The sequence below is a fragment of the Pollutimonas bauzanensis genome (genome assembly GCF_900129885.1).
Taxonomy (GTDB): domain Bacteria; phylum Pseudomonadota; class Gammaproteobacteria; order Burkholderiales; family Burkholderiaceae_B; genus Pollutimonas; species Pollutimonas bauzanensis.
Genome location: NZ_FQXE01000003.1, coordinates 272,480 through 293,502, shown reverse-complemented (window position 1 = coordinate 293,502; position 21,023 = coordinate 272,480). Strand labels below are relative to the sequence as shown.

The window sequence follows — 21,023 nt, the reverse complement described above, 5'->3', positions numbered from 1 at the left end:
CGGGAAGGGGGCAGGAATGTGAAAACGGGGCTGGTATGTTATAACATACAGAAGGTGTCTGCACAGCCTAGCCTGCAAGATAGACACAATCGTGTACCCATAGCCAGGACCGCCCCGCGCCATGCCAGCCAAACATTCGTCCTCGCCGCCGGCCATCGCGGCAACGCTACGCACCGCCGAATCGCTGTGCTCGCAGCGCGGCAAGCGCCTTACGCCCATACGGCGCAAGGTGCTGGAAATCCTGCTTGCGCAGCGGCGCAGCCTGAAAGCCTATGAATTGCTCGATCTGATACGCGACGACCAGCAGGGCGCGGCGCCGCCGACCGTCTACCGCGCGCTGGACTTCCTCGTCGACGAAGGCCTGGTGCACAGGCTGGATGCGATCAACGCCTGGACAGCATGCCTGGACGCGGCGGGCGAGCCCCACGACCTGCTGGTGGTTTGCACGCAATGCGGCGCCGTCGCCGAATTGAGCGATCCCGCCCTGAGCCGCCAACTGGCCAGCAAGGTGGCCGCCGCCGGGTTCGTGCTCTCCGGCCACGAAACCGAGCTCCGGGCGCTTTGCGGCAAATGCCGCCTGTCCGCCGCGCCCCAAGCCCATAGCCATTCCCACGCCCACAGCGCCTGAGCGCCCAGGCGATATATTCGCCCGTCTGCGCCTATTCCCCCCCGCGAAGACAAGTTTTTCACTTCATGTTTGCTCTAAAGCGTATGCTGTGATGTAATCGCACGTTATGTTTTTCTGCGCGGTATGAACTATGGTATGGCCGCCATCCTTGCGGCGGCCTGCATATTTGACCCGCGCCATGCGAGGCCTACGATGAAACCCGCTATTAGCCCAGACAAAATGGTGCCGGTGACAATACTTACCGGATTCCTCGGGGCAGGCAAGACCACCCTGCTCAAACGCATTCTTTCCGAATACCACGGACGCCGGATTGCAGTCATCGAAAATGAATTCGGGCCGGAAAGCATAGACAACGAATTGCTGGTCCAGGACAGCGAAGAAGAAATCGTCGAACTGAGCAATGGCTGCGTCTGCTGCACGATACGCGGCGACCTGATGCGCACGCTGAACGATCTGCGCGTCAAGCGCCAGGCTGGCCAATTGAACTTCGAGCGCATCATCATCGAGACCACCGGCATGGCCAACCCGGGGCCCGTCTGCCAGACCTTCTTCATGGACGACGAAATCGCCGACTACTACCGGCTCGACGCCGTCATCACCGTGGTCGACGCCAAGCACGGCATGGAAACCCTGGACAAGCAGGAAGAAGCGCAAAAGCAGGTGGGTTTCGCCGACCGCATCCTGATATCCAAGAAAGACCTCGTCAACGATGTCGACTATCAGGGCCTGCGCGCCCGCCTCGTGCGCATCAATCCGCGCGCGTCGATCACGCCGGTCGACTTCGGTGAAACCGACCTGAAAGTGCTGCTGGATATCAGCGGCTTCAACCTGAATACCATCCTGGACATCGACCCGGATTTCCTGGATGAGGAACACCCGGACGCCGCGCATGGCCACGATCACGGCCATGATCACGGCCACGATCATGATCATGATCATGAGCACGAAGGCGCGTGCGATGACCATTGCGGCCACCATCACCACGATCATCATCACGCGCATCACGATGACGAAATCGGCGCTTTCGTATTCCGCTCCAAAAAGGCCTTCGACCCCGAAAGGCTGGAAGAATTCCTGGGCGGGATAGTGCAGGTGTACGGGCCCGACCTGCTGCGCTATAAGGGGATTTTGTATCTGAAAGGAGTCAACCGCCGAATGCTTTTCCAGGGCGTGCACATGATGATGGGCGCTGAACCCGGAAAACCTTGGCTATCCGGTGAAAAGCCTAATACCAAAATGGTGTTCATTGGCCGTAAACTCCCCCAGGAAATTTTCACCCGGGGCCTGGAACAATGCTTGGTCTGATAGCGAACCCAGTCGCGTAAAGAACGCCACTTCGGTTCCAAGCACCAACACGACAATAAAAGGACATATCATGGCAAGCAAATCAGCAGCCGCAAAGAGTCAGACCCATTTGCCGACAGAAAAAGAACTGTTGGCGATGCCGGAATCCGACTACATGAACGACATCCAGCTGGCCTTCTTCAGGAATCGCCTGAAGGAGCTCGAGCAGGAAATCCTGACCAACGCCGGCACCACGACCGAGAATCTGCGCGAGACCCAGTTCGTGCCCGATCCGGCCGATCGCGCCACCATCGAAGAAGAGCATGCGCTGGAACTGCGCACGCGCGACCGCGAGCGCAAGCTGCTCAAGAAAGTGCAGCAGTCCATCACGCGCATCGATTCGGGCGATTACGGCTGGTGCGAAGAAACCGGCGAGCCCATCGGGATTCCGCGGCTTCTGGCGCGTCCGACGGCGACCTTGTCGCTGGAGGCGCAGGAACGCCGCGAAATGCGCCAGAAACTGTACGGGGACTAGGGCGGCCCCGCTCCATGGGCTTCCTCTTGAACTTTCTGGCATTGCCCCCAGCTACTGAGTTCAAAGGAAGAATCCATGGAACAATTTCACGCCACTACCATTATCTGCGTCCGCCGCGGCGACCAGGTCGCCCTGGGCGGCGACGGCCAGGTCACCCTGGGCAACATCGTCATCAAGGCCACCGCGCGTAAAATCCGGCGCCTCTACAACGACAGGATCCTCGCCGGCTTTGCCGGCGCCACGGCCGATGCCTTCACGCTGCAGGAACGCTTCGAGGCGAAGCTGGAAAAGTACCAGGGCAACCTGATGCGCTCGGCGGTCGAGCTGACCAAGGACTGGCGCACCGATCGCATTCTGCGCCGCCTGGAAGCCATGCTGATCGTGGCCGATCGCGAACATACCCTGGTCCTTACCGGCAACGGCGATGTGCTCGAGCCCGAGCACGGCCTGGCCGCCATCGGTTCCGGCGGCGCGTATGCGCAGTCCGCCGCGCTGGCGCTATTGCAGAACACCGATATGGCGCCGGACGACATCGTCAAGAAGTCGCTGGAAATCGCCGGCGGCCTGTGCATTTACACCAACCAGAATCACATCGTCGAAACGCTGTAGGCACAGCGCGCGCCCATTCCCGCACCCAATACATAGACCATCATGTCCGCTACCAATATGACTCCCGGGGAAATTGTTTCCGAGCTCGACAAGAACATCGTCGGGCAGAATCGCGCCAAGCGCTCCGTGGCCGTGGCCCTGCGCAATCGCTGGCGCCGCCAGCAAGTGCCCGAGCCTTTGCGCACCGAAATCGTGCCCAAGAACATTCTGATGATAGGCCCCACCGGCGTGGGAAAAACCGAGATCGCGCGCCGCCTGGCCAAGCTGGCCCATGCGCCGTTCATCAAGATCGAGGCCACCAAGTTCACGGAAGTCGGCTATGTGGGCCGCGATGTCGACACCATTATCCGCGACCTGGTCGAAATCTCGGTCAAGCAGACGCGCGACGTGGAAATGCGGCGCGTCAGGACACAGGCCGAAGACGCCGCCGAAGACCGCATACTGGATGTCCTGGTATCGCCCGCGCGCAACGCCCAGGGCGAGCCCGCCCGCGAAGAGAACAGCGCGCGCCAGACCTTCCGCAAGCGGCTGCGCGAGGGCAAGATCGACGACCTGCAGATCGAGGTCGAGGTCGCCCAGGCGGCGCCCCAGATGGAAATCATGGCGCCCCCTGGCATGGAAGAAATGACCGAGCAGCTCAAAGGCATGTTCGCCGGGCTGGGGCGCGACAAGAAAAAGACGCGCAAAATGTCGGTCAAGGAAGCCTTCAAGCTGCTGACCGAAGAAGAAGCCGGCCGCCGCATCAACGAGGAAGACCTGCGCACGGCCGCGGTATTCAACGCCGAGCAGAACGGCATCGTTTTCCTGGACGAGATCGACAAGATAGCCACCCGCCAGGAACACCAGGGCGGCGATGTATCGCGCCAGGGGGTCCAGCGCGACCTGCTGCCCCTGGTGGAAGGCACCACCGTCAATACCAAGTACGGCGTCGTGCGCACCGACCATATCCTGTTCATCGCCTCGGGCGCTTTCCACCTGTCGCGGCCATCGGACCTGATTCCCGAACTGCAAGGGCGCTTCCCGATACGCGTCGAGCTGGATTCGCTGACCGCCGAAGATTTCGTGCGCATCCTGTGCGACACGGATTCGTCGCTGACCAAGCAGTACCGGGCCTTGCTGGCCACCGAAGACGTCACGCTCGACTTCACCGAAGAAGGCATACAGCGCATGGCCGAGCTGGCCTTCGAAGTCAACGAGCGCACTGAAAACATCGGCGCGCGCCGTCTTTACACAGTAATGGAAAAACTGCTGGAAGACCTGTCGTTCGATGCATCGGCCAGCAGCGGGCAGACCATCATCATCGACGCGGCATATGTCAATGCCAAGCTCGAGGAAGCCGCGGGCAACCAGGACCTTTCCCGCTACGTCCTCTAGGCGGCCCGGGCGCCGGCGCGGCATGCGCCGGCGGGTGCCGCGCTACTTCGAGATCGCGGTCACGACATATTGGCCGGCTTCCCGCCTGGCGGTGAACCTCACCTGATCCCCGGGCTTGACGTCCTTGAGCAGCGCGGGATCTATCCGGTACACCAGCGTCATGGCCGGCAGTTGCAGGTCGGAAATGGCGCCGTGCTTGATGGTTATCTTGCCGGCCGCCGCATCCACGCGGCGCACCTCGCCGGAAGCGCTCGCTTCCTGCGCAATGGCGCCCGCGGAATAGCAGGCGGTCAAGGCCAGCATGGCCGCAAGGGCCGGCAATGATCGCTGGTTGGCACTGGCCATAAGCTAAACTCCCTATATCGGATTCACCTTCCCAGCATAACGCCAAACCAGGGAACAAGCTTGAGCGACGCCAGAAAACCTTACCACTTGCGCCCGGCAAGCGCGCAGGATATTCCGCAAATACTCGGCCTGATGCGCGAAATGGCCGAGTTCGAAAAGCTGACGGACATCTTCCAGGCCACCGAAGCCAGCCTGCGCGAGAGCTTTTTCGGCGCCCGGCCGGCGGCCAATTGCCTGGTGGCGCATACCGAAGACCAGCCACAATTGCCCGTGGCCTATATCATGTGGTTCCACAACTACTCCAGCTTCCTGGACAAGCGCGGGCTGTACCTCGAGGATATCTACGTCCAGCCCGGGCATCGCGGCAAGGGCCTGGGCAAAATGGCGCTCAAGCACCTGGCCAGGCTGGCCGTCGAACTGGATTGCGGCCGCTTCGAATGGACGGTGCTGGACTGGAACCAGAGCGCCATCGACTTCTATGAACACCACGGCGCGGAAGTCCTGCCGCAATGGCGTATCGTGCGCCTTACCGGCGACGCGCTGCAGCGGCTCGCTTCGTCCATGCCCCCGTCGTCCTGCACCTGAATCGCTTGTCGGACCCGTGTTTCCTGCGGGGCCTCCATCCTCGCGCTCAGGCGGGCAATACCTGGCTTACCGTGGCGGCAAAGCGCGCGACGATTTCGCTGATGTCGGCATCGGTGCAAATGAAGGGCGGCGCCAGCAGGACATGATCGCCGCGCACGCCGTCGATAGTGCCGCCCATGGGGTACATCAGCAGGCCGTTATGCATGGCCTGCGTCTTGAGCCTGGCGTGGGTTTTTTGCGCGGGGTCCAGCGCGGCCTTGCCCGCCCTGTCCTGCACGAACTCGACGCCCACGAACAAGCCCCGCCCGCGTATGTCGCCGACATTGCGATGCTGGCCCAGCGCGCTGCGCAATTCGCCGCGCAATTGTTCGCCGCGTGCCAGCACGTTGGCCAGCAGATGGTCCCGCTCGATGACTTCTTGCACCGCCAGGGCGGCGGCGCACGCCGTGGCATGCCCCATATAGGTATGGCCGTGCTGGAAGAAGCCGCTGCCGGCCACTATGGCGTCGTAGATCCTGCCGCTGGCCAGCATCGCGCCTATGGGCTGATAACCGGCTCCCAGCCCCTTGGCGATGGCGATGATATCGGGAACGACATCGTCTTCGGCGCAGGCGAACAGATGCCCGCTGCGGCCCATGCCCGACATGACTTCGTCCAGTATCAAAAGCACGCCATGGCGGTCGCATACCTCGCGCATGCGCCGCCAATAGGTTTTTACGGGGGCCAGCGCCCCCGCCGTTGCCCCGACCACGGTTTCCGCCACGAAGGCGGCGACATTGCCGGCGCCCAGTTCCAGGATTTTCTGCTCGAGCTCCTGCGCCAGGCGCTCGGCGTACTGTTCCTCGCTTTCACCGGGCAATTGATCGCGGTACGCGTAGCAAGGCGCGACATGATGGGCCGGCACCAGCAGGGGCAGGAAGGGTTCGCGCCGCCAGGCATTGCCGCCTATCGCGAGGGCGCCCAGGGTATTGCCATGGTAGCTCTGGCGGCGCGCTATGAAGTGCCGGCGCGCGGGCTGGCCGGTCTCCACGAAGTATTGGCGCGCCAGCTTCAGGGCGGCCTCCACCGCTTCGGAGCCGCCCGACAGGAAATATACGTGATCCAGATCGCCCGGCGCGCGTTCGGCCAGGAAATCGGCGAGGTCCTCGGCGGCTTGCGTGGTAAAAAACGAGGAATGGGCGTATGCGATCCGGTCGAGCTGATCTTTGATGGCCTGGATGACGACGGGGTGGCCATGCCCGAGGCACGACACCGCCGCCCCGCCCGATGCATCGATATAGCCCTTGCCGTTCTGGTCGAACAGTTCGATTCCCTGGCCGCGCATGGCAAAATCGAGATGCTGGCGGGGATTGCGGTGGAATACGTGTGTCATGGCGCTCTTGTATCGCAAGTTTCAACAAATGGTTCCTGTATCATATACCATGCAACAAATAAATCAATGCGCCGCCCGGGCCGTGGTCCCCGCGCCCGTGTATGCGCCCACGGTGGATCGCAGCGGACGGGCGCCTGTTTATATAGCCGATAGGATGGGTCATGTTGTCATTGATTGAATTGTCCGGCTCGCCATTTGAAATGGGACGGGCCCTGGGCAGGTTTGGCGCGCAAGCCGCGCATTCCCACCTGCTGTCTTCATCGTCCTGGAATAGCGTCATGGCGTGGCGCGGCAGCGACGCCGCCAGCGCCATGCAGATGCTGGTCGAACGGCATTTTCCGCTGATCCACCAGGAATTGCTGGGCCTGGCCGCCGGGCTCGAGCTTCCCGCCCAGGAGGTGTTTCTGTGGAACTGCCGGGGCGATGTCTGGTCCATGGCGCCTGATGGATGCACCACGGTGCAGCTGCCGCTGGCCGCCGGCCCGCGCATCGCGCACAATGAAGACGGCGACCCCGGCTTTGCGGGCTATTGCGGCATCGGCCAGTTCGCCCCCGACGACGGTCCGCGCTTTGCGTCCTTTGTATATCCGGCTTCCATCCCGGGCCATACCTTCGCCGTCAATGAGCATGGTCTCGCCATGACGGTCAATAACCTGCGCGCACGCCAGGCCGCCGCGGGCGTGCCGCGCATGGTGCTGGCGCGCGCGCTGCTGAACCAGTCCGGGCTGCCGCAGGCGGTGGAACTGCTGCGCAGCATGCCGCGGGCCGGAGGCTTTCACCTGAGCCTGGCCCAGCGCGGCCACCCGGAGCTGTTGAGCGTGGAATTCACCGCGATGGGGGTGTCGGCCCAGGCCGTACGGGCGCCGGCCCTGCATGCGAACCATGCCGTGCATGACTCCATGCTCGGCTTCCCTCAGGTGATCACCGATTCCTCGCTGCACCGCCAGCGCCGCGGCAATGACTTGCTGCGCGCCCGGACGGCCGGCGGCGCAGACCCCGCCGATATCGATCCCTTTTCCATCCTGGCCGACCAGGGCGACAAGCCATATCCGATATACCGCGACGCGCCCGACGACAGCGATGCCGAGAACACCATGGCCACGGCCGACATCCATGTGGGCGCCCGCCGCGTGGCCTGGGATGTCTATGAACGCCCCATCCAATCAGCGCGCTACCGTCTGATCGACGCGCGCCTGGTCTGAGGCGCCACGGGTCAGATCAGCGACTTCACGAAGTCGGCCACCCTGGCGCTCAACTGCGCCAGGTCCTTCTGCAGCGATGCGAAATTGGCCGACTTCTCGTAGCTTTCCTCGTCCATGTACAGCGCCCGGTTGACTTCGATCTGCAGGCTATGGCGATTTTCCTCGGGGCGGCCGATGCGGGCGATCAAGGCGACTCCCTTGAACGGATCATTGCGCGCCACCGTGTACCCGCACTCGAGCAGGAAATCCTCGATGATGCCCGTCAATGTCGGATCGCAGGTCGTGCCATCGCGGTCTCCGAGCACGAAATCCGCCAGCGGCTTGTCCGTCTCGATTTCCAGCGCCTCGTAGGAGTCCGACGGCATCGAATGCAGGTTCAGGTGCCACACGCCGCCGAAGCGCTCATAGGCCGCCTCGATCTGCCGGTTCAACGCGGCGTGGTAAGGCTGATGATACGTGCCTATGCGGTTCTCCACCTCCGCCACCCACAGCTTGCGGTCATAGACCGCCTGCTTGCGCGCGCGGCTCCATATCAGGCCATGGCCCAGCCGCGACTTCTCGGTGGGATGCAGTTCCGTCGTCCAGGGTTCGGCCAGTATGTTCGGATCGATATCGTCCACCTCGCGGTTGGGATCGATGTAGGTGCGCGGAAAATTGGCCGCCAGCAAGACCGCGCCCACCGCGGGAAGCGCCTGCCAAAGCTCTTCGACATAGGTGTCTTCACCCGAACGCAATACCGATGCCGGCAGGCAGCTGAGGAAGTCGGCCGGATAGATCACCCCGCTATGCGGTGAATCGCACACCAGCGGAATGGCGGTGGCTGTGGGCATGGACAATGCATAGGGTTCGAAGTCTTCGTCGGCGAATTTCATCTTGTCTCCATAGGGCTGAGGTCGTTCAAATGACAGGCGCTCTGATGCGGGCCATTGCCCGCGTCCAGCAAACCATATTCCTGTTGCCGCCGCGGAACGGGCTTGAGCAGCGGGCGCTCCGCTACGCAGCGGTCCATGGCATGCGGGCAACGGGGGTGAAAGGGGCAGCCCGAAGGCGGATCGATGGGCGAGGGCAACTCGCCCTTGATGGGATCGAACTGCCGCCTGTCGGTGCGCAGCGCCGGCAACTCCTTGATGAGCGCCTGCGTGTAGGGGTGGTTCGCGCGGCTGAAAATGGCCTCGGTGCCGGCGATCTCGACGATGCGCCCCAAATACATGATGGCGACGCGGTCGGCGATATGGCTGACCACGCCCAGGTTGTGGCTGATGAAGAAATACGTCAGGCCCAATTCGCGGCGCAGCTGTATGAACAGATTGAGCACCTGCGCCTGGATGGACACATCGAGCGCCGCCACCGCCTCGTCGCACACAATCAGCGCGGGCCGCAGCGCCAGGGCGCGCGCGACCCCTATGCGCTGGCGCTGCCCGCCGGAAAACTGATGCGGATAGCGGAATCGGTATGCCGGGTCCAGCCCCACCTTCCGCATGAGTTCGGCCACATAGGCTTCCTTCGCGCCGCGCCTGACCATGCCGTGCACGACCGGCGCCTCGCCGATGATATCGATCACGCGCATGCGCGGGTTGAGCGATGAAAAGGGATCCTGGAAGATCATTTGCACGCCCAGTTCGTAATCGCGCCTGGCGGCCCCGGCCATCTGGCCGACGGCCCGCCCCTTGTAGACGACCTCGCCCGAGGTGGGCGGCAGAATGCCGGTGATCATGCGGCCCAGGGTGGACTTGCCGCAGCCCGATTCGCCCACGATGCCTATCACCTCGCCGGCCATCACATCCAGGTCCACGCCGGCCACGGCCTGCACCGAATGGGGCTTGCCGCGCCCTTTCAGCAGCGAGCCCAGCCGTTCGAGCAAATCCACAGGCTGGGTGTAATGCCGCTGCAGGCCGCGCAGGCTCAGGATGGGCTCTTCGCCCTGCGCGGCCGCGCCGCTGGCGCCGTGGTCCGCCGGCAAGACCGCGCCGCCGGATGGCGCGCTCATGCCTGCACCCCTTTATGCCAGCAGCTTACCCAGTGCCCCGGCGCTGTTTCCTCCAGCAAGGGGTCGTTCTGGCACTGCGCGGTGGCGCGATAACAGCGTGTACGGAATGGGCAGCCGCCGGGAAGGTTCAGCAGCGACGGCGTGGAGCCCGGAATCTGGAACAGTTCGCGGCCGCGGGTCTGGATCGACGGAATCGAAGAGATCAGCCCGTGCGTGTAGGGGTGTTGCGCCGCGCCTATGATCCGGCTGGCGGGAGCCGTTTCGACGATGCGGCCGGCATACATCACCGCCAGCCTGTCGGCCAGCCCGGACACGATGGCCAGGTCATGCGTGATCCAGATCAGCGCGGTTCCCGTCTCGCGGCAAAGCTTCTGCACCTCGTACAGGATCTGGCCCTGTATCGTCACATCCAGCGCCGTCGTGGGCTCGTCGGCGATGATCAGCCTGGGCGAATTCAGCAAGGCAATGGCGATGGCGATGCGCTGGCGCATGCCGCCCGACAAGTGTTGCGGATAGACCCGCAGGCGCTCTTCGGGCGCGGGGATGCCCACTTTCCTCAGCACCTCGAGCGCCCGCGCGCGGGCGGCCTGGCGCGAGACCCGGTTGTGCGCCTGCACCGCTTCTATCATTTGCGTATCGATGCGCAAGACGGGATTGAGCGTCGTGGATGGGTCCTGGAAAATCAGCGCCATGTCGCGCCCCCGCAAATGGCGGTATTCTTCCTCCGACAATCGCTGCAGGTCGCGGCCATTGAAAAACAGCCGGTCGGCCTGCATGCGGCCCGGCTCGTCCACCAGCCGCAGCAGCGAAAACCCGGTAATGCTCTTGCCTGACCCCGACTCGCCCACCAGCCCCAGGATCTCTCCCTGCCACAGCTGCAGGGCCACGCCGTCCACCGCCTTGACCACGCCCTCGCGCGTATGGAACCAGGTCCGCAGGCCTTGCACATCCAGCAGCGGTTCGCCGGAATGGGACGGCGGCGCATGGGTCGCGTTCACAGGCTGACCCCCTGGATATCGTTGCGCGGGTTCAGGATGTCGCGCAAATGGTCCCCCACCAGGTTGATGGCGACGACCACCAGCGCCAGCGCTATGCCGGGGAAAAAGGAAATCCAGTAGCTGCCCGACAGCAGGAACTCGAAGCCATTGGAAATCAGCATGCCCAGCGACGGCTCGGTGACCGGCACCCCCACGCCCAGGAAGGAAAGCGTGGCTTCCAGCGCAATGGCGTGCGCCAGATCGATGGTGGCGATCACCATGAGCGGCGGTATGCAATTGGGAAATACATGGCGCCACAGGATTCTGTGCCAGGACAGGGACATGCAGCGGGCCGCCTCGACATATTCCTTGTTGCGCTCGACGATGGCAGCCGCGCGCGCCGCGCGGGCGAAATAGGCCCACTGCACGGCGATCAGCGCATAAATCACTTTATCCACGCCTTTGCCCAGCACCGCCAGCAGGATCAAGGCCACCAGGATGGCCGGGAAAGACAGCTGGATATCCACCGTGCGCATCAACAAGGCATCGATGCGCCCGCCGAAGTAGGCCGACACCAGGCCCGCCGCCGAACCGATAAGAAAGGCCGCCGACACCGACACCAGGCCCACGAACAGGCTGATGCGCATGCCGTACAGAATGGCGGAAAAGATGTCGCGCGCCTGGCCGTCGGTGCCCAGCCAATAGGTCATGCCGCTGTCGATGCCGACGCTGCCCGGCGGCATCTTGGAATCCATGATGTCCAGGGTGCCGATGTCGAAGGGGTTTTGCGGGGCTATCCACGGCGCGAAAATGGCCAGGGCCAGGAACAGCAGCAGCATGGCCAAACCCATGACGGCAAGCTTGCTGGACAGGAATTGCGCCATGAAGACCCGCCACAGGCTTTCGTGCTCCGGCAGCACCGCCGCGCTGGCCAAGTGCGCCGTCATGCCGCGGCCCCTATGCGCACGCGCGGGTCCAGTATGGTGTAGGCAATGTCCACCGCCAGGTTGAGCAAGGCGAGGAACACCACGGTGAGCATCAGATACGCCACCACCACGGGCCGGTCCAGGGTGATGATGGAATCGATCAGCAGCTTGCCCATGCCAGGCCAGGAAAACACCGTTTCGGTCACCACCGCGAACGCGATCACCTGCCCGTATTCCAGGCCTCCTATGGTCACGATGGGTATCAGTATGTTCTTGAGCAGATGCACGCCCAGCACGCGCCGGCGGGTCAGGCCTTTGGCGCGCGCGTATTTGATGTAGTCCTGCGGCAGGCATTCGCGCGTGGCGGCCCGCGTCACGCGTATGATCAGCGCGCCCTTGGCCGTGGCTATGGTCGCCACGGGCAGGACCAGGCTTTGCAGGCCCTGCCAGTTGAAGACGCTCAGTTGGAACGGCCCCACCCATTGCACAGGCCCGCGCCCGCCCGCGGGAAACCAGCCCAGCATTACCGCGAAAAGCATGATAAGCATCAGCCCCACCCAGAAATTGGGCAAAGAAAAGCCCAGCACCGATCCGGCCATGATGGAGCGCGCGCCTGCGCCTTGCGGCTTGAGCCCGGCATAGACGCCCAGCGGCACGCCAACCAGCATGGAGCACAGCATGGCCAGCGTGGCCAGTTCGAGCGTGGCCGGCATGCGCTCGAGTATCAGTTGCATGGCCGGCTCGCCGGTCAGGAAGCTGTTGCCGAAATCCAGCTGCGCCGCCTTGCCCAGAAAGATGAAGTATTGCTGCCACAATGGCAGGTCCAGGCCCAGGCTCTGGCGTATGAGTTCCCGCTCGGCGTCGGTGGCTTCCGGGCTGGCCAGCATGGACACCGGGTCGCCGACCAGATAAAGGCCGGCAAACACCAGCGCCGACATGACCAGCACGACCAGCGCCGTCTGCAATAGACGGCGGATGATGGTTGGCAGCACAGGCTTGCCGCGGCCTATTCGGCCGGCGTCATGTACTGCGCCAGGGTCATCTGGTCGCTGCGGCCGCTATAGTGTATGTCCTTCTTCATGGCCCATACCGAGAGCTCGAACTGCAAGGGCAGGACACCGTAGTCCGCCATCACCATGGCGCCGGCCTCCTGCAGCATTTCGGAACGCTTGCCGTCGTCCAGCGTGCGGGAGGCCTCGAGGACCAGCTTGTCGAGCTCGGGGTTGGAATATTTGCTCCAGTTGGTCGTGCCCAGGCCCTTGGCCGGGTCCTTGGTCAGGACCAGCGCCATCAGCGGGTTGAGCATTTCGCCCGAGCTTGCCGCCCAGCCGGCCAGATAGGTGCTGAAGGCATAGCTGTCGCGCTTCTTGAAGAACACCGGGGGCGCCATGGTTTCGACATTGGCCTTGACGCCTATGCGCGCCCACATGGAAGCCACCACTTGGGCGATGCGCTGGTCATTGGTGTAGCGTCCGGCGGGCGACCCCAGCGACACGGTAAAGCCCTCGGGGTAGCCGGCGGCGGCCAGCAATTCCTTGGCCTTGGCGGGATCGGCGGGCGGCACTTTGGAAAGCGCCTCGGACGTGCCGAAGCCCGGATACGCCAGCAAGTTGGCGGCGGTTTGCGCCGCGCCGCCCATGACCCGCTCGACGATGGCCTTGCGGTCGATGGCCAGCGACAGCGCCTCGCGCACGCGCTTGTCGGCCAGGGGGTTCTTGCCCGACGTGCCCGACATGCCGGGGGGGACTTCCGCGCCCTGGTTCAGGGCGATATAAATGACGCGCACCGAAGGCGTTTCCTGGACGCGCAGGTTCTTGTCATTCTTCAATTTGGGCAGGTCGTCGGTGGGCGGGTCCTCGATGAGGTCGACATCGCCGGCCAGCAGCGCGGCGACGCGCGCGGCGGAATTGGAAATCGGCCGGTAGATGACTTTGTCCCAGGCCGGCTTCTCACCCCAGTAATGTTCATTGCGCTCGAAGACGATTTCCGCGCCGCGCTTCCAGGAAACGAATTTATAGGGGCCCGTGCCCACCAGGCCGTCGCCGCGGTTGAGCTCGACGGTGGTCTTGCCCTCCGGCGCCGGGCCCGACGCGGCTTTCTTGGACATGATGGGCACCATGGACAAATTCGGCAGCAGAACCGGCGAAGGGCCCTTGGTGGTGATCCTGACCGTCAGCGGATCCGGCGCTTCGACCTTTTCCACGGAGCTCAGGTACAGGGAATACGACGAGGGACTGTTGGGCACCTTGGGCACCCGGGCATAGGTGAACAGCACGTCTTCGGAGGTGAATGGCGAGCCATCGGCGAACTTGACATCGGGGCGCAGCTTGAAAGTCCAGACATCGCCGTCGACCTGCCAGGATTCGGCCAGCGAAGGAACGGGCTTGGCGTTGGCGTCGGTGCGCACGAGGGGATCGAAAAGGGTTTCGGACAGCTGGGTATTGGGCGTGAGCGAATGGAATTGCGGATCCATCGAACTGGGCTCGGAGCGCAAGGCGATGGTCAGGTCGCGCGCCTGCGCCGCGCCCGCGATACAGAAAAAGCTGGCAGCTAGCGCCGACAAGATCAGGTTTTTTCGTATTGACTTCATGTTTATGCTGCCCTTTTTACGTGTACGTTGGACGGGTAGGCTACTAAAACAACGAATGAAAAATGGCCCCCACGCACGTCCACTGCGTGGCCGCGCGGCCCGGCGATAAAAAAAAGACCCCATGCCTATGACATGGAGCCAGTGTATCCAGCTGATCGGGTTTAAATATCGGTATTTTCCCGAGGAACTGTGACAGCTTGCTTAGCGCCGCGGCAGCGGGCGGGCGCCAATTTCGCCGACCGCAGCGGGCTTATTGGGAGGACTGCACCATATATTCAATGGCGGCGCGCAGCGTGGCGTCGTCGGCCGAGGAAGCCCCGCGCGGAGGCATGGCGCCCTTGCCCTGGATCGCCACTTGCATCATGGCATCCATGCCTTGCGCAATCAGCGGGGCCCAAGCTTCTTTGTTGCCCAGCTTGGGGGCATTGGCCACGCCGGTGCTGTGGCAAGCGATACAGGCCGATTTGTAGAGTTTCTCGCCGGCGGGATTGACCGTGGCGGCAGCCTCGCCCGCTGCGGCAGCCACGGCCGGCGCCAGGCCGGCTCCCATGGCGATGGCCAAGGCAACGTAGGCAAGCTTCAACATAAGTATCTCCAATATTTTGTCTGGCGATGCGCCACGCGGCGCATCGTTTGCATCACTGCTTTTCCTGAAGCTGCCCGATACACCGGGCAGCTTTTTGCTACATGCGGATACCTTCGGCGGTATCCCGGCCCCGCCTTACGCGGTGATGGGGCCCGCAGGCTTGATCTGTTTCATCAGGTCGTCGTTCCATTTGCCTTCGACCACCACATGGCCAGCGGCCCCCAGCTCGAAGGCTTCGATCAGGTTGTGGTTCAGGTAGGCATAGACGCCGGGCTGCTTGAAGGTGTAGAGCGCCGCTGCCGCCGAACCGCCGCGGACGAACCAGGTTTCAAGGTCGCGTTCCGGCGGATTGTCGAACTTGCCCGTTTCCCAGACCCAGTCGCCATGCCCGCCGATGAGGTGCGGACGCGTGTCGCGGTTGGCCTGCGAGTGGATCAGCAGGATGGTTTCGCCGACCTTCGCCTTCAGGGCGCCGTCGCCCGTCAAGGCCCCCACCTTGCCGTTGAACACGACGTGGGTGGGTATCAGCTTGCGCATCACTTCCACCGTATCGCCATAGCTTTCGGCCAGGGTCTGGTATTCCTTGTACTTGCCGTTTTCATCCTTGGGGATGTACAGGTCGAATTCGCCTATGGTGTAGGCCCGGTCGTAGCGCAATGGATTGCCGGCGGGGTCCTTGAGGCCGCCGCGCGGCAGCACCATCAGGGTGCCGCTCATCCCCGATACGACGTGCCATGGCACCATTCCCGGAGGCGCGCAGTGATAAACAAAAGTGCCTGCGCGGTCCGCCTTGAAGCGCAGCGTGACTTGCTGGCCCGGGTTGACATCGGTCAGCTTGGCGCCGCCCAGGGCGCCGGTGGCGCCGTGGAAATCCACGTTGTGCGGCATGGCGTTGGTGGCCGGATTCACCAGGGTGAGTTCGACATAGTCGCCGGCATTGACCACCAGGGTGGGGCCGGGCATGGAGCCGTTGAACGTCATGGCCTGCAGGGTCGTGCCCTTGCTGTCGATGACCATTTTCTTTTCTTCGATGACCATGCGGAATTCGACGATGCGGGGCGTCGCGTCGACCACCTGGTCGTGCTTGTGCACGAACGGCGGAGCGACCAGGTCTACCTTGATGCGTTTGAGCTTGGCAATCTCGGGTTCCGACATGGGTTTGCCGGCGGTTGCTGGCGCGCCCTTTGCCAACGCCGGAGCTGCCATTGCGGCCGAACCTGCCATGGCGCCCAGGCCTGCTGTTTTAAGAAATGAACGACGTTCCATGATGAAGCTCCGTTTACAGAAAATGTTCGACTGATATCGAACGACGACAAAGGCCGGCTGAAATCCCGGAAAGCATGTCGCGTTTTTTTCGCTTTCCGGACCCGGTGCTATTGATCCATGTGTCCATTTGATACCAGCGCCCCTCCCTCTTCTTTGTTGCAGCGCAAACTCGGAAGCACATTTATACGGGTTTCCACCAATAAGACCCTCCCTGTGGTTTATCCGCACGCACGGAAGGGCGCCAAGACGCGCCAATGCGCGGCATACGGGGCACTTCCCCCGCCCGCCGATGGTAGAATCAAATTCCTGGTTACCAGCATGGATTTGCGATGACTTCACATCTGAATCGGTCCCTCATCAAAAACCTTGATCTGTTCAAGTCATTGCCGGACGCCGATCTGGATGCCGTTCTGCAGACTGCGCAGGTGTGCCGCCTGGCCGCCGGCGATGCCGCTTTCCGCCAGGGCGAAATCGCCGACCGTTTTTTCGTGCTGCTGCACGGCCACCTGAAAGTGGTGCAGGTAACCGCCGAAGGCGAACAAGTCGTGGTGCGATATGTCAACCCCGGCGATGTATTCGGCATCGCGCGCGCCATGCGCCGGCCCGACTACCCCGCCTCCACCATCGCCGTCCACGAAAGCCTCGCCCTGGCCTGGCCGTCGTCGGAATGGGACCAGTTCACCGCCACCAACCCGCACTTCGCCTCCAATGCCCTGCAAACCGTGGGGCAGCGCCTGCAGGACGCCCACACGCGCATACAGGAACTGTCCACGGAAGAAGTCGAGCAGCGCGTGGCGCGCGCCATTCTGCGGCTGGTCGACCAGTCCGGCCAGCAGACGCCCGAAGGCATCCTGATCGATTTCCCCATCACGCGCCAGGATATCGCCGAAATGACGGGCACGACCCTGCATACCGTCAGCCGCCTGATGAGCGCCTGGAAAGACCGCGGCCTGGTCACCAGCGGGCGCAAGCGCATCGTGGTTTGCGCCATAGACGATCTGATCCGCCTGGCCGAAGGGCCGCACACGCCAGCGACGCGCAGCGCGGGCATCAACGCCGAGTCGACCTGACTGGCGCGGGGCGCAGGGCGCTGGCCCGCGCCGCCAGCTACGATATGCCCAGCCGCGAGCGCGGGCTCTGGATGGCATTGCCGCCCTTGCCGTCCGCATCGCGCACCAGGCGCAGGCCCAGGTTGCTGGGCGGCACGCCGACCGAACACGCGCCGCCCTTGGGGTTGCGGATGAAGTCTGAAATATAGCTGCGGTGCTTGCCGGCCACCACGCGTATCCCGCAGTTCTCGCCCAGCGGCATGACGACGTTGCCGGCCTGGTCGACCTCCTGGCGAGTATGGCAGGTGTCGGTCCAGTCCCATACGTTGCCGGCCATGTCGGACAGGCCCGCCGGGTTGACCCCGAAGCTGCCAAAGGGCTGGGGGTCCTCGTCAGCCGTCGCCTGGCGCTGGGTTTCGATCTTGTACTCGAGCAGCCAGCGCTGGGCGGGGTCGCCGGGATCCGAGACATCGACAACGGCTTCTTCCTGGTAAGCCGAACCCGCCGCGTAGACCCACTCCGCGTAGCTGGGCAGGCGATAGTGATGGCCGGTGCGCGCCGACAGCCAGGCCGCATAGGCCGAGGCATCGCGCCAGCTGACGCCGACCACGGGCAGATCGGGCGCCACCGCGGCGCGCTGCGCCTTGTCCAGCGCCTTGCAGGCCCCGTCGCTTACGCAGGCGGCATACTCGGCCTGGCTGACCTGGCGCTTCATCATCTGGAAGCCGTGCTCGAAACGCATATTGCGCACCGCGGGGCTGACGGGGTTGCCATTGCGCAGATAGTCGCCCGCCGGGTAATAGCTGAATTCGCCCGCCTCGATGCTTGCCAGCTCGGTGGCATCCTGCGTCGCGGAGGCGCCGTCCAGCGAAAAATAAACCGCCGTGGCCGCCAGGGCCAGCCCGGCTATCGCCGTAATCTTGATCAGGGTGCCGCGCATGTTGCTACCTTCTGTGCTTGCCATGCAGGCCGGCAATCCGGTTCTGCACCCCCATTGAACGCGTTCGCGCCTCCGCCGTCTTTGTTGCAGCGCAAACTACATAAAAGAGAATAAAAAAACGCCCCTTGGAGGGGCGCTTTTTTGGGCGGCGGATGAGGGTCAGGCCACGCCCGCCGCGTGCGCCTGCTCGTCCGCATGGTAGGAAGAGCGCACCATGGCGCCCACGGCGGCGTGGCTGAAGCCCATGGCGTAGGCTTCGCGTTCCAGCATGGCGAAGACATCCGGATGCGCATAACGCAGCACCGGCAGATGGTGCTCGGAGGGCTGGAGGTACTGGCCTATCGTCAGCATATCGACGTTGTGCGCCCGCAGGTCGCGCATGACATCGAGGATTTCCTCGTCGGTTTCACCCAGGCCCAGCATCAGTCCGGACTTGGTGGGAACGTCGGGATGCAGGGCCTTGAAGTCCGACAGCAGCTTGAGCGAATGATGGTAGTCGGAGCCGGGGCGCGCCTGCTTGTACAAGCGGGGCACCGTTTCGAGGTTGTGGTTCATGACATCGGGCGGGCCTTCATTGAGGATGGCCAGCGCGCGGTCCAGGCGGCCGCGGAAATCGGGAACCAGGACCTCGATGCGCGTGGCGGGCGACAATTCGCGCACCTTGCTGATGCAGGAGACGAAATGGGCCGCGCCGCCGTCGCGCAGGTCGTCGCGGTCGACCGAAGTGATCACCACATATGACAGCTTCATGGCGGCGATGCTGCGCGCCAGATTGATGGGCTCGTCGGCATCCAGCGGGTCGGGGCGGCCATGGCCCACATCACAGAACGGGCAGCGGCGCGTGCATTTGTCGCCCATGATCATGAAGGTCGCCGTGCCTTTGCCGAAACATTCGCCGATATTGGGGCAGGAGGCTTCTTCGCAGACCGTGTGCAGATTATGCTCGCGCAGTATGCGTTTGATGTCGTAGAAGCGCGAGCCCGGCGCGGCGGCCTTGACGCGTATCCATTCGGGCTTCTTCAGGCGCTCGGCCGGCACCACCTTGATGGGTATGCGCGATGTCTTGTCGCCCGACTTCTGCTTTTGCGTGGGGTCGTAGGGGGCGGGACGTACAGTGGGTTTGCGCTCTGCAGACTGGTCTAGAGGAGTAGTCATACGGTTTCCTGCAACAAAGCATACGCTTCGTGCTCAAAGGCGGCGGCGTGCTTCACACCGCGCGCCATCTGGTGAAAATAAAAAACGGCGGGAACGCGCCATTTTAACGCGCGCGGCTCCAGCCTGCCTAATTCCCCCGAGGCCTCAGCGGCCTTTCCAGACCGGGTGGCGTTTTTGCATGAAGGCATCGATGCCTTCGCAGACGTCCTCGGCCATCATGTTCTGCGCCATGACCTGGCCGGCATAATCGTAGGCGTCGCTCAGGTTCATGCCGCGCTGGCGGTGATACATGGCCTTGCCGGTGCGCACCGCCAGCGGGCTCTTGGAACAAATGGTCTGCACCAGGGCGTCCAGCGCCGCATCGAGCTGGTCCGGAGCGACCGCATGGTTGACCAGGCCATTGTCCACCGCCTCGGCGGCGCTGATGAACTGGCCGGTGATCAGCATCTCGAATGCTTTCTTGGCCGGGACGTTGCGGGTCAAGGCCACCGCCGGCGTCGAGCAGAACAAGCCCACATTGATGCCGGACACCGCGAACTTGGCGCTTTCAGAGGCCACTGCCAGGTCGCAGCTGGCCACCAGCTGGCAGCCCGCGGCGGTGGCCGTGCCCTGCACTTTGGCAATGACCGGCACCGGCAGATTGACTATGCTTTGCATGACCCGGCCGCATTGCGCAAACAATTGCCGGTAATAGCGCTCGTCCGGATTGGCGCGCATTTGCTTCAAGTCGTGGCCGGCGCAAAACGCCCGGCCGGCGGCGGCCAGCACAACGCAGCGCAGCGCGTCGTCGCGGGCGGCGGCATCCAGCCGGCTTTGCAGTTCGCCCAGCAGCTCTTCCGACAAGGCATTGAACTGATCCGGCCGGTTGAGGGTCAGCGTCAGCACGCCGTCAACCTCGTCCGCCAATAGCAAAGCGCCTTCTGTAGTCATGGCTTGTCTCCTGTGTGATGGTAAGCGGCGAAAGCCTGCGCCAACCGCGCGGCGAGCAGCTCGCCCGCCTGTGCAACGTTAGCCTCTATCCCGCAGCATCGCAAATCGATGGTGCGCAGCCCCTCGTAGCCGCAAGGATTGATGCCGAGAAACGGCGCCAGGTCCATGTCGACGTTCAATGCCAGGCCATGATAGGCGCAGCCCTTGCGCACCTTGATTCCCAATGCGGCGATCTTGGCCAGGCCGTCCCCGGCCGCGCGGCTTTCAGCCTGCGCGGCCATGGGCACATAGACGCCCGGGGCGCCGGGCCTGAGGCAGGCGCCGGCGACGCCCAGCTCGGCCAGCGTCTGAATGGCGACGCCTTCAAGCAGCGCCACGTACTCCTTGACGAAGATTTTCATCCGGCGCAAATCGACCAGGCAGTAGGCCACGACCTGGCCGGGGCCGTGGTAGGTGACCTGCCCGCCCCGGTCTGACCGGACCACCGCGATGCCGCCGCTGGCGAGGATATGCTCGGGCCTGCCGGCCTGGCCCAGGGTGTAGACCGGCGGATGCTCGACCAGCCAGATCTCGTCGGCCGTTTGCGCGTCGCGCGCCTCGGTGAACTGGCGCATGGCCTGCCATACATCCAGATACGGCGCGGGCCGGGGCCACCATTTATGTTCGATCATCGCCGCGGCGCG

At 63.5% G+C, this 21,023-nt stretch carries 22 protein-coding genes; 8 read left to right on the top strand and 14 right to left on the bottom strand.

Annotated elements, in window-relative coordinates; genetic code table 11:
* Positions 1-121 precede the first annotated feature (121 nt).
* From BUB23_RS07280 to hslU, 5 genes are all read left to right on the top strand, one after another.
* Complete coding sequence (locus tag BUB23_RS07280; RefSeq protein ID WP_073102433.1) at positions 122-628, top strand: Fur family transcriptional regulator; 507 nt, start codon at positions 122-124, stop codon at positions 626-628.
* A 192-nt stretch (positions 629-820) separates the two neighbouring features.
* Positions 821-1,933, top strand: a complete 1,113-nt coding sequence (locus BUB23_RS07275) for a CobW family GTP-binding protein (RefSeq protein ID WP_073102680.1) — start codon at positions 821-823, stop codon at positions 1,931-1,933.
* Positions 1,934-2,003: 70 nt separating this feature from the next.
* The gene (gene dksA, locus BUB23_RS07270; protein WP_073102432.1) at positions 2,004-2,447 is read left to right on the top strand and encodes an RNA polymerase-binding protein DksA; all 444 of its coding nucleotides are present in this window, start codon (positions 2,004-2,006) and stop codon (positions 2,445-2,447) included.
* Between the two features lie 75 nt (positions 2,448-2,522).
* The gene (gene hslV / locus BUB23_RS07265; protein ID WP_073102431.1) at positions 2,523-3,056 is read left to right on the top strand and encodes an ATP-dependent protease subunit HslV; all 534 of its coding nucleotides are present in this window, start codon (positions 2,523-2,525) and stop codon (positions 3,054-3,056) included.
* Positions 3,057-3,098: 42 nt separating this feature from the next.
* Positions 3,099-4,430 carry an ATP-dependent protease ATPase subunit HslU gene (gene hslU, locus BUB23_RS07260; RefSeq protein ID WP_073102430.1) on the top strand — a complete coding sequence of 444 codons (1,332 nt, stop codon included), beginning with the start codon at positions 3,099-3,101 and terminating at the stop codon, positions 4,428-4,430.
* 42 nt (positions 4,431-4,472) lie between these two features.
* Here the strand turns inward: hslU and BUB23_RS07255 are convergent, their stop codons facing one another.
* Positions 4,473-4,733, bottom strand: a complete 261-nt coding sequence (locus tag BUB23_RS07255; RefSeq protein WP_425439530.1) for a copper-binding protein — start codon at positions 4,731-4,733, stop codon at positions 4,473-4,475.
* Between the two features lie 174 nt (positions 4,734-4,907).
* Here BUB23_RS07255 and BUB23_RS07250 point away from each other — a divergent pair, with 174 nt between their 5' ends.
* The gene (locus BUB23_RS07250) at positions 4,908-5,360 is read left to right on the top strand and encodes a GNAT family N-acetyltransferase (protein ID WP_084135896.1); all 453 of its coding nucleotides are present in this window, start codon (positions 4,908-4,910) and stop codon (positions 5,358-5,360) included.
* 46 nt (positions 5,361-5,406) lie between these two features.
* Here the strand turns inward: BUB23_RS07250 and BUB23_RS07245 are convergent, their stop codons facing one another.
* Positions 5,407-6,732 (bottom strand): aspartate aminotransferase family protein, encoded by a 1,326-nt coding sequence (locus BUB23_RS07245; protein ID WP_073102427.1) that lies wholly within the window; start codon positions 6,730-6,732, stop codon positions 5,407-5,409.
* Positions 6,733-6,893: 161 nt separating this feature from the next.
* Between BUB23_RS07245 and BUB23_RS07240 the strand changes: the two genes are divergently transcribed.
* Positions 6,894-7,934, top strand: coding sequence for a C45 family autoproteolytic acyltransferase/hydrolase (locus BUB23_RS07240; RefSeq protein ID WP_073102426.1), 1,041 nt, complete (start codon positions 6,894-6,896; stop codon positions 7,932-7,934).
* 11 nt (positions 7,935-7,945) lie between these two features.
* Here BUB23_RS07240 and BUB23_RS07235 read toward each other — a convergent pair whose 3' ends face one another.
* From BUB23_RS07235 to nirK, 8 genes are all read right to left on the bottom strand, one after another.
* The gene (locus BUB23_RS07235) at positions 7,946-8,806 is read right to left on the bottom strand and encodes an N-formylglutamate amidohydrolase (RefSeq protein ID WP_073102425.1); all 861 of its coding nucleotides are present in this window, start codon (positions 8,804-8,806) and stop codon (positions 7,946-7,948) included.
* Positions 8,803-9,921, bottom strand: coding sequence for an ABC transporter ATP-binding protein (locus BUB23_RS07230; protein ID WP_084135862.1), 1,119 nt, complete (start codon positions 9,919-9,921; stop codon positions 8,803-8,805). Before BUB23_RS07230 ends, BUB23_RS07235 begins: the two co-directional genes overlap by 4 nt.
* Complete coding sequence (locus BUB23_RS07225) at positions 9,918-10,919, bottom strand: ABC transporter ATP-binding protein (RefSeq protein WP_073102424.1); 1,002 nt, start codon at positions 10,917-10,919, stop codon at positions 9,918-9,920. Before BUB23_RS07225 ends, BUB23_RS07230 begins: the two co-directional genes overlap by 4 nt.
* The gene (locus tag BUB23_RS07220) at positions 10,916-11,845 is read right to left on the bottom strand and encodes an ABC transporter permease (protein WP_073102423.1); all 930 of its coding nucleotides are present in this window, start codon (positions 11,843-11,845) and stop codon (positions 10,916-10,918) included. The genes BUB23_RS07225 and BUB23_RS07220 overlap by 4 nt, the downstream gene beginning before the upstream one ends.
* A complete protein-coding gene (locus BUB23_RS07215; protein WP_073102422.1) occupies positions 11,842-12,816 on the bottom strand; it encodes an ABC transporter permease in 975 nt (324 codons plus the stop codon). Before BUB23_RS07215 ends, BUB23_RS07220 begins: the two co-directional genes overlap by 4 nt.
* A gap of 14 nt (positions 12,817-12,830) precedes the next feature.
* A complete protein-coding gene (locus BUB23_RS07210) occupies positions 12,831-14,414 on the bottom strand; it encodes an ABC transporter substrate-binding protein (RefSeq protein WP_084135860.1) in 1,584 nt (527 codons plus the stop codon).
* Positions 14,415-14,664: 250 nt separating this feature from the next.
* A complete protein-coding gene (locus BUB23_RS07205) occupies positions 14,665-15,000 on the bottom strand; it encodes a c-type cytochrome (RefSeq protein ID WP_073102421.1) in 336 nt (111 codons plus the stop codon).
* Positions 15,001-15,135: 135 nt separating this feature from the next.
* Positions 15,136-16,155: a copper-containing nitrite reductase gene (nirK, locus tag BUB23_RS07200; protein WP_342743831.1), complete on the bottom strand. Its 1,020-nt coding sequence runs from the start codon at positions 16,153-16,155 to the stop codon at positions 15,136-15,138.
* A gap of 440 nt (positions 16,156-16,595) precedes the next feature.
* On the opposite strand from nirK, the gene BUB23_RS07195 reads away from it, so the two are divergent.
* A complete protein-coding gene (locus tag BUB23_RS07195) occupies positions 16,596-17,336 on the top strand; it encodes a Crp/Fnr family transcriptional regulator (RefSeq protein WP_073102419.1) in 741 nt (246 codons plus the stop codon).
* Between the two features lie 37 nt (positions 17,337-17,373).
* Here the strand turns inward: BUB23_RS07195 and BUB23_RS07190 are convergent, their stop codons facing one another.
* From BUB23_RS07190 to lipB, 4 genes are all read right to left on the bottom strand, one after another.
* Positions 17,374-18,279: a formylglycine-generating enzyme family protein gene (locus tag BUB23_RS07190; protein ID WP_084135895.1), complete on the bottom strand. Its 906-nt coding sequence runs from the start codon at positions 18,277-18,279 to the stop codon at positions 17,374-17,376.
* A gap of 135 nt (positions 18,280-18,414) precedes the next feature.
* Positions 18,415-19,410, bottom strand: coding sequence for a lipoyl synthase (lipA, locus tag BUB23_RS07185; protein WP_073102417.1), 996 nt, complete (start codon positions 19,408-19,410; stop codon positions 18,415-18,417).
* A gap of 144 nt (positions 19,411-19,554) precedes the next feature.
* A complete protein-coding gene (locus BUB23_RS07180) occupies positions 19,555-20,340 on the bottom strand; it encodes an enoyl-CoA hydratase (RefSeq protein WP_073102416.1) in 786 nt (261 codons plus the stop codon).
* Positions 20,337-21,011 carry a lipoyl(octanoyl) transferase LipB gene (gene lipB, locus BUB23_RS07175; RefSeq protein ID WP_073102415.1) on the bottom strand — a complete coding sequence of 225 codons (675 nt, stop codon included), beginning with the start codon at positions 21,009-21,011 and terminating at the stop codon, positions 20,337-20,339. The genes BUB23_RS07180 and lipB overlap by 4 nt, the downstream gene beginning before the upstream one ends.
* Positions 21,012-21,023: the final 12 nt, after the last annotated feature.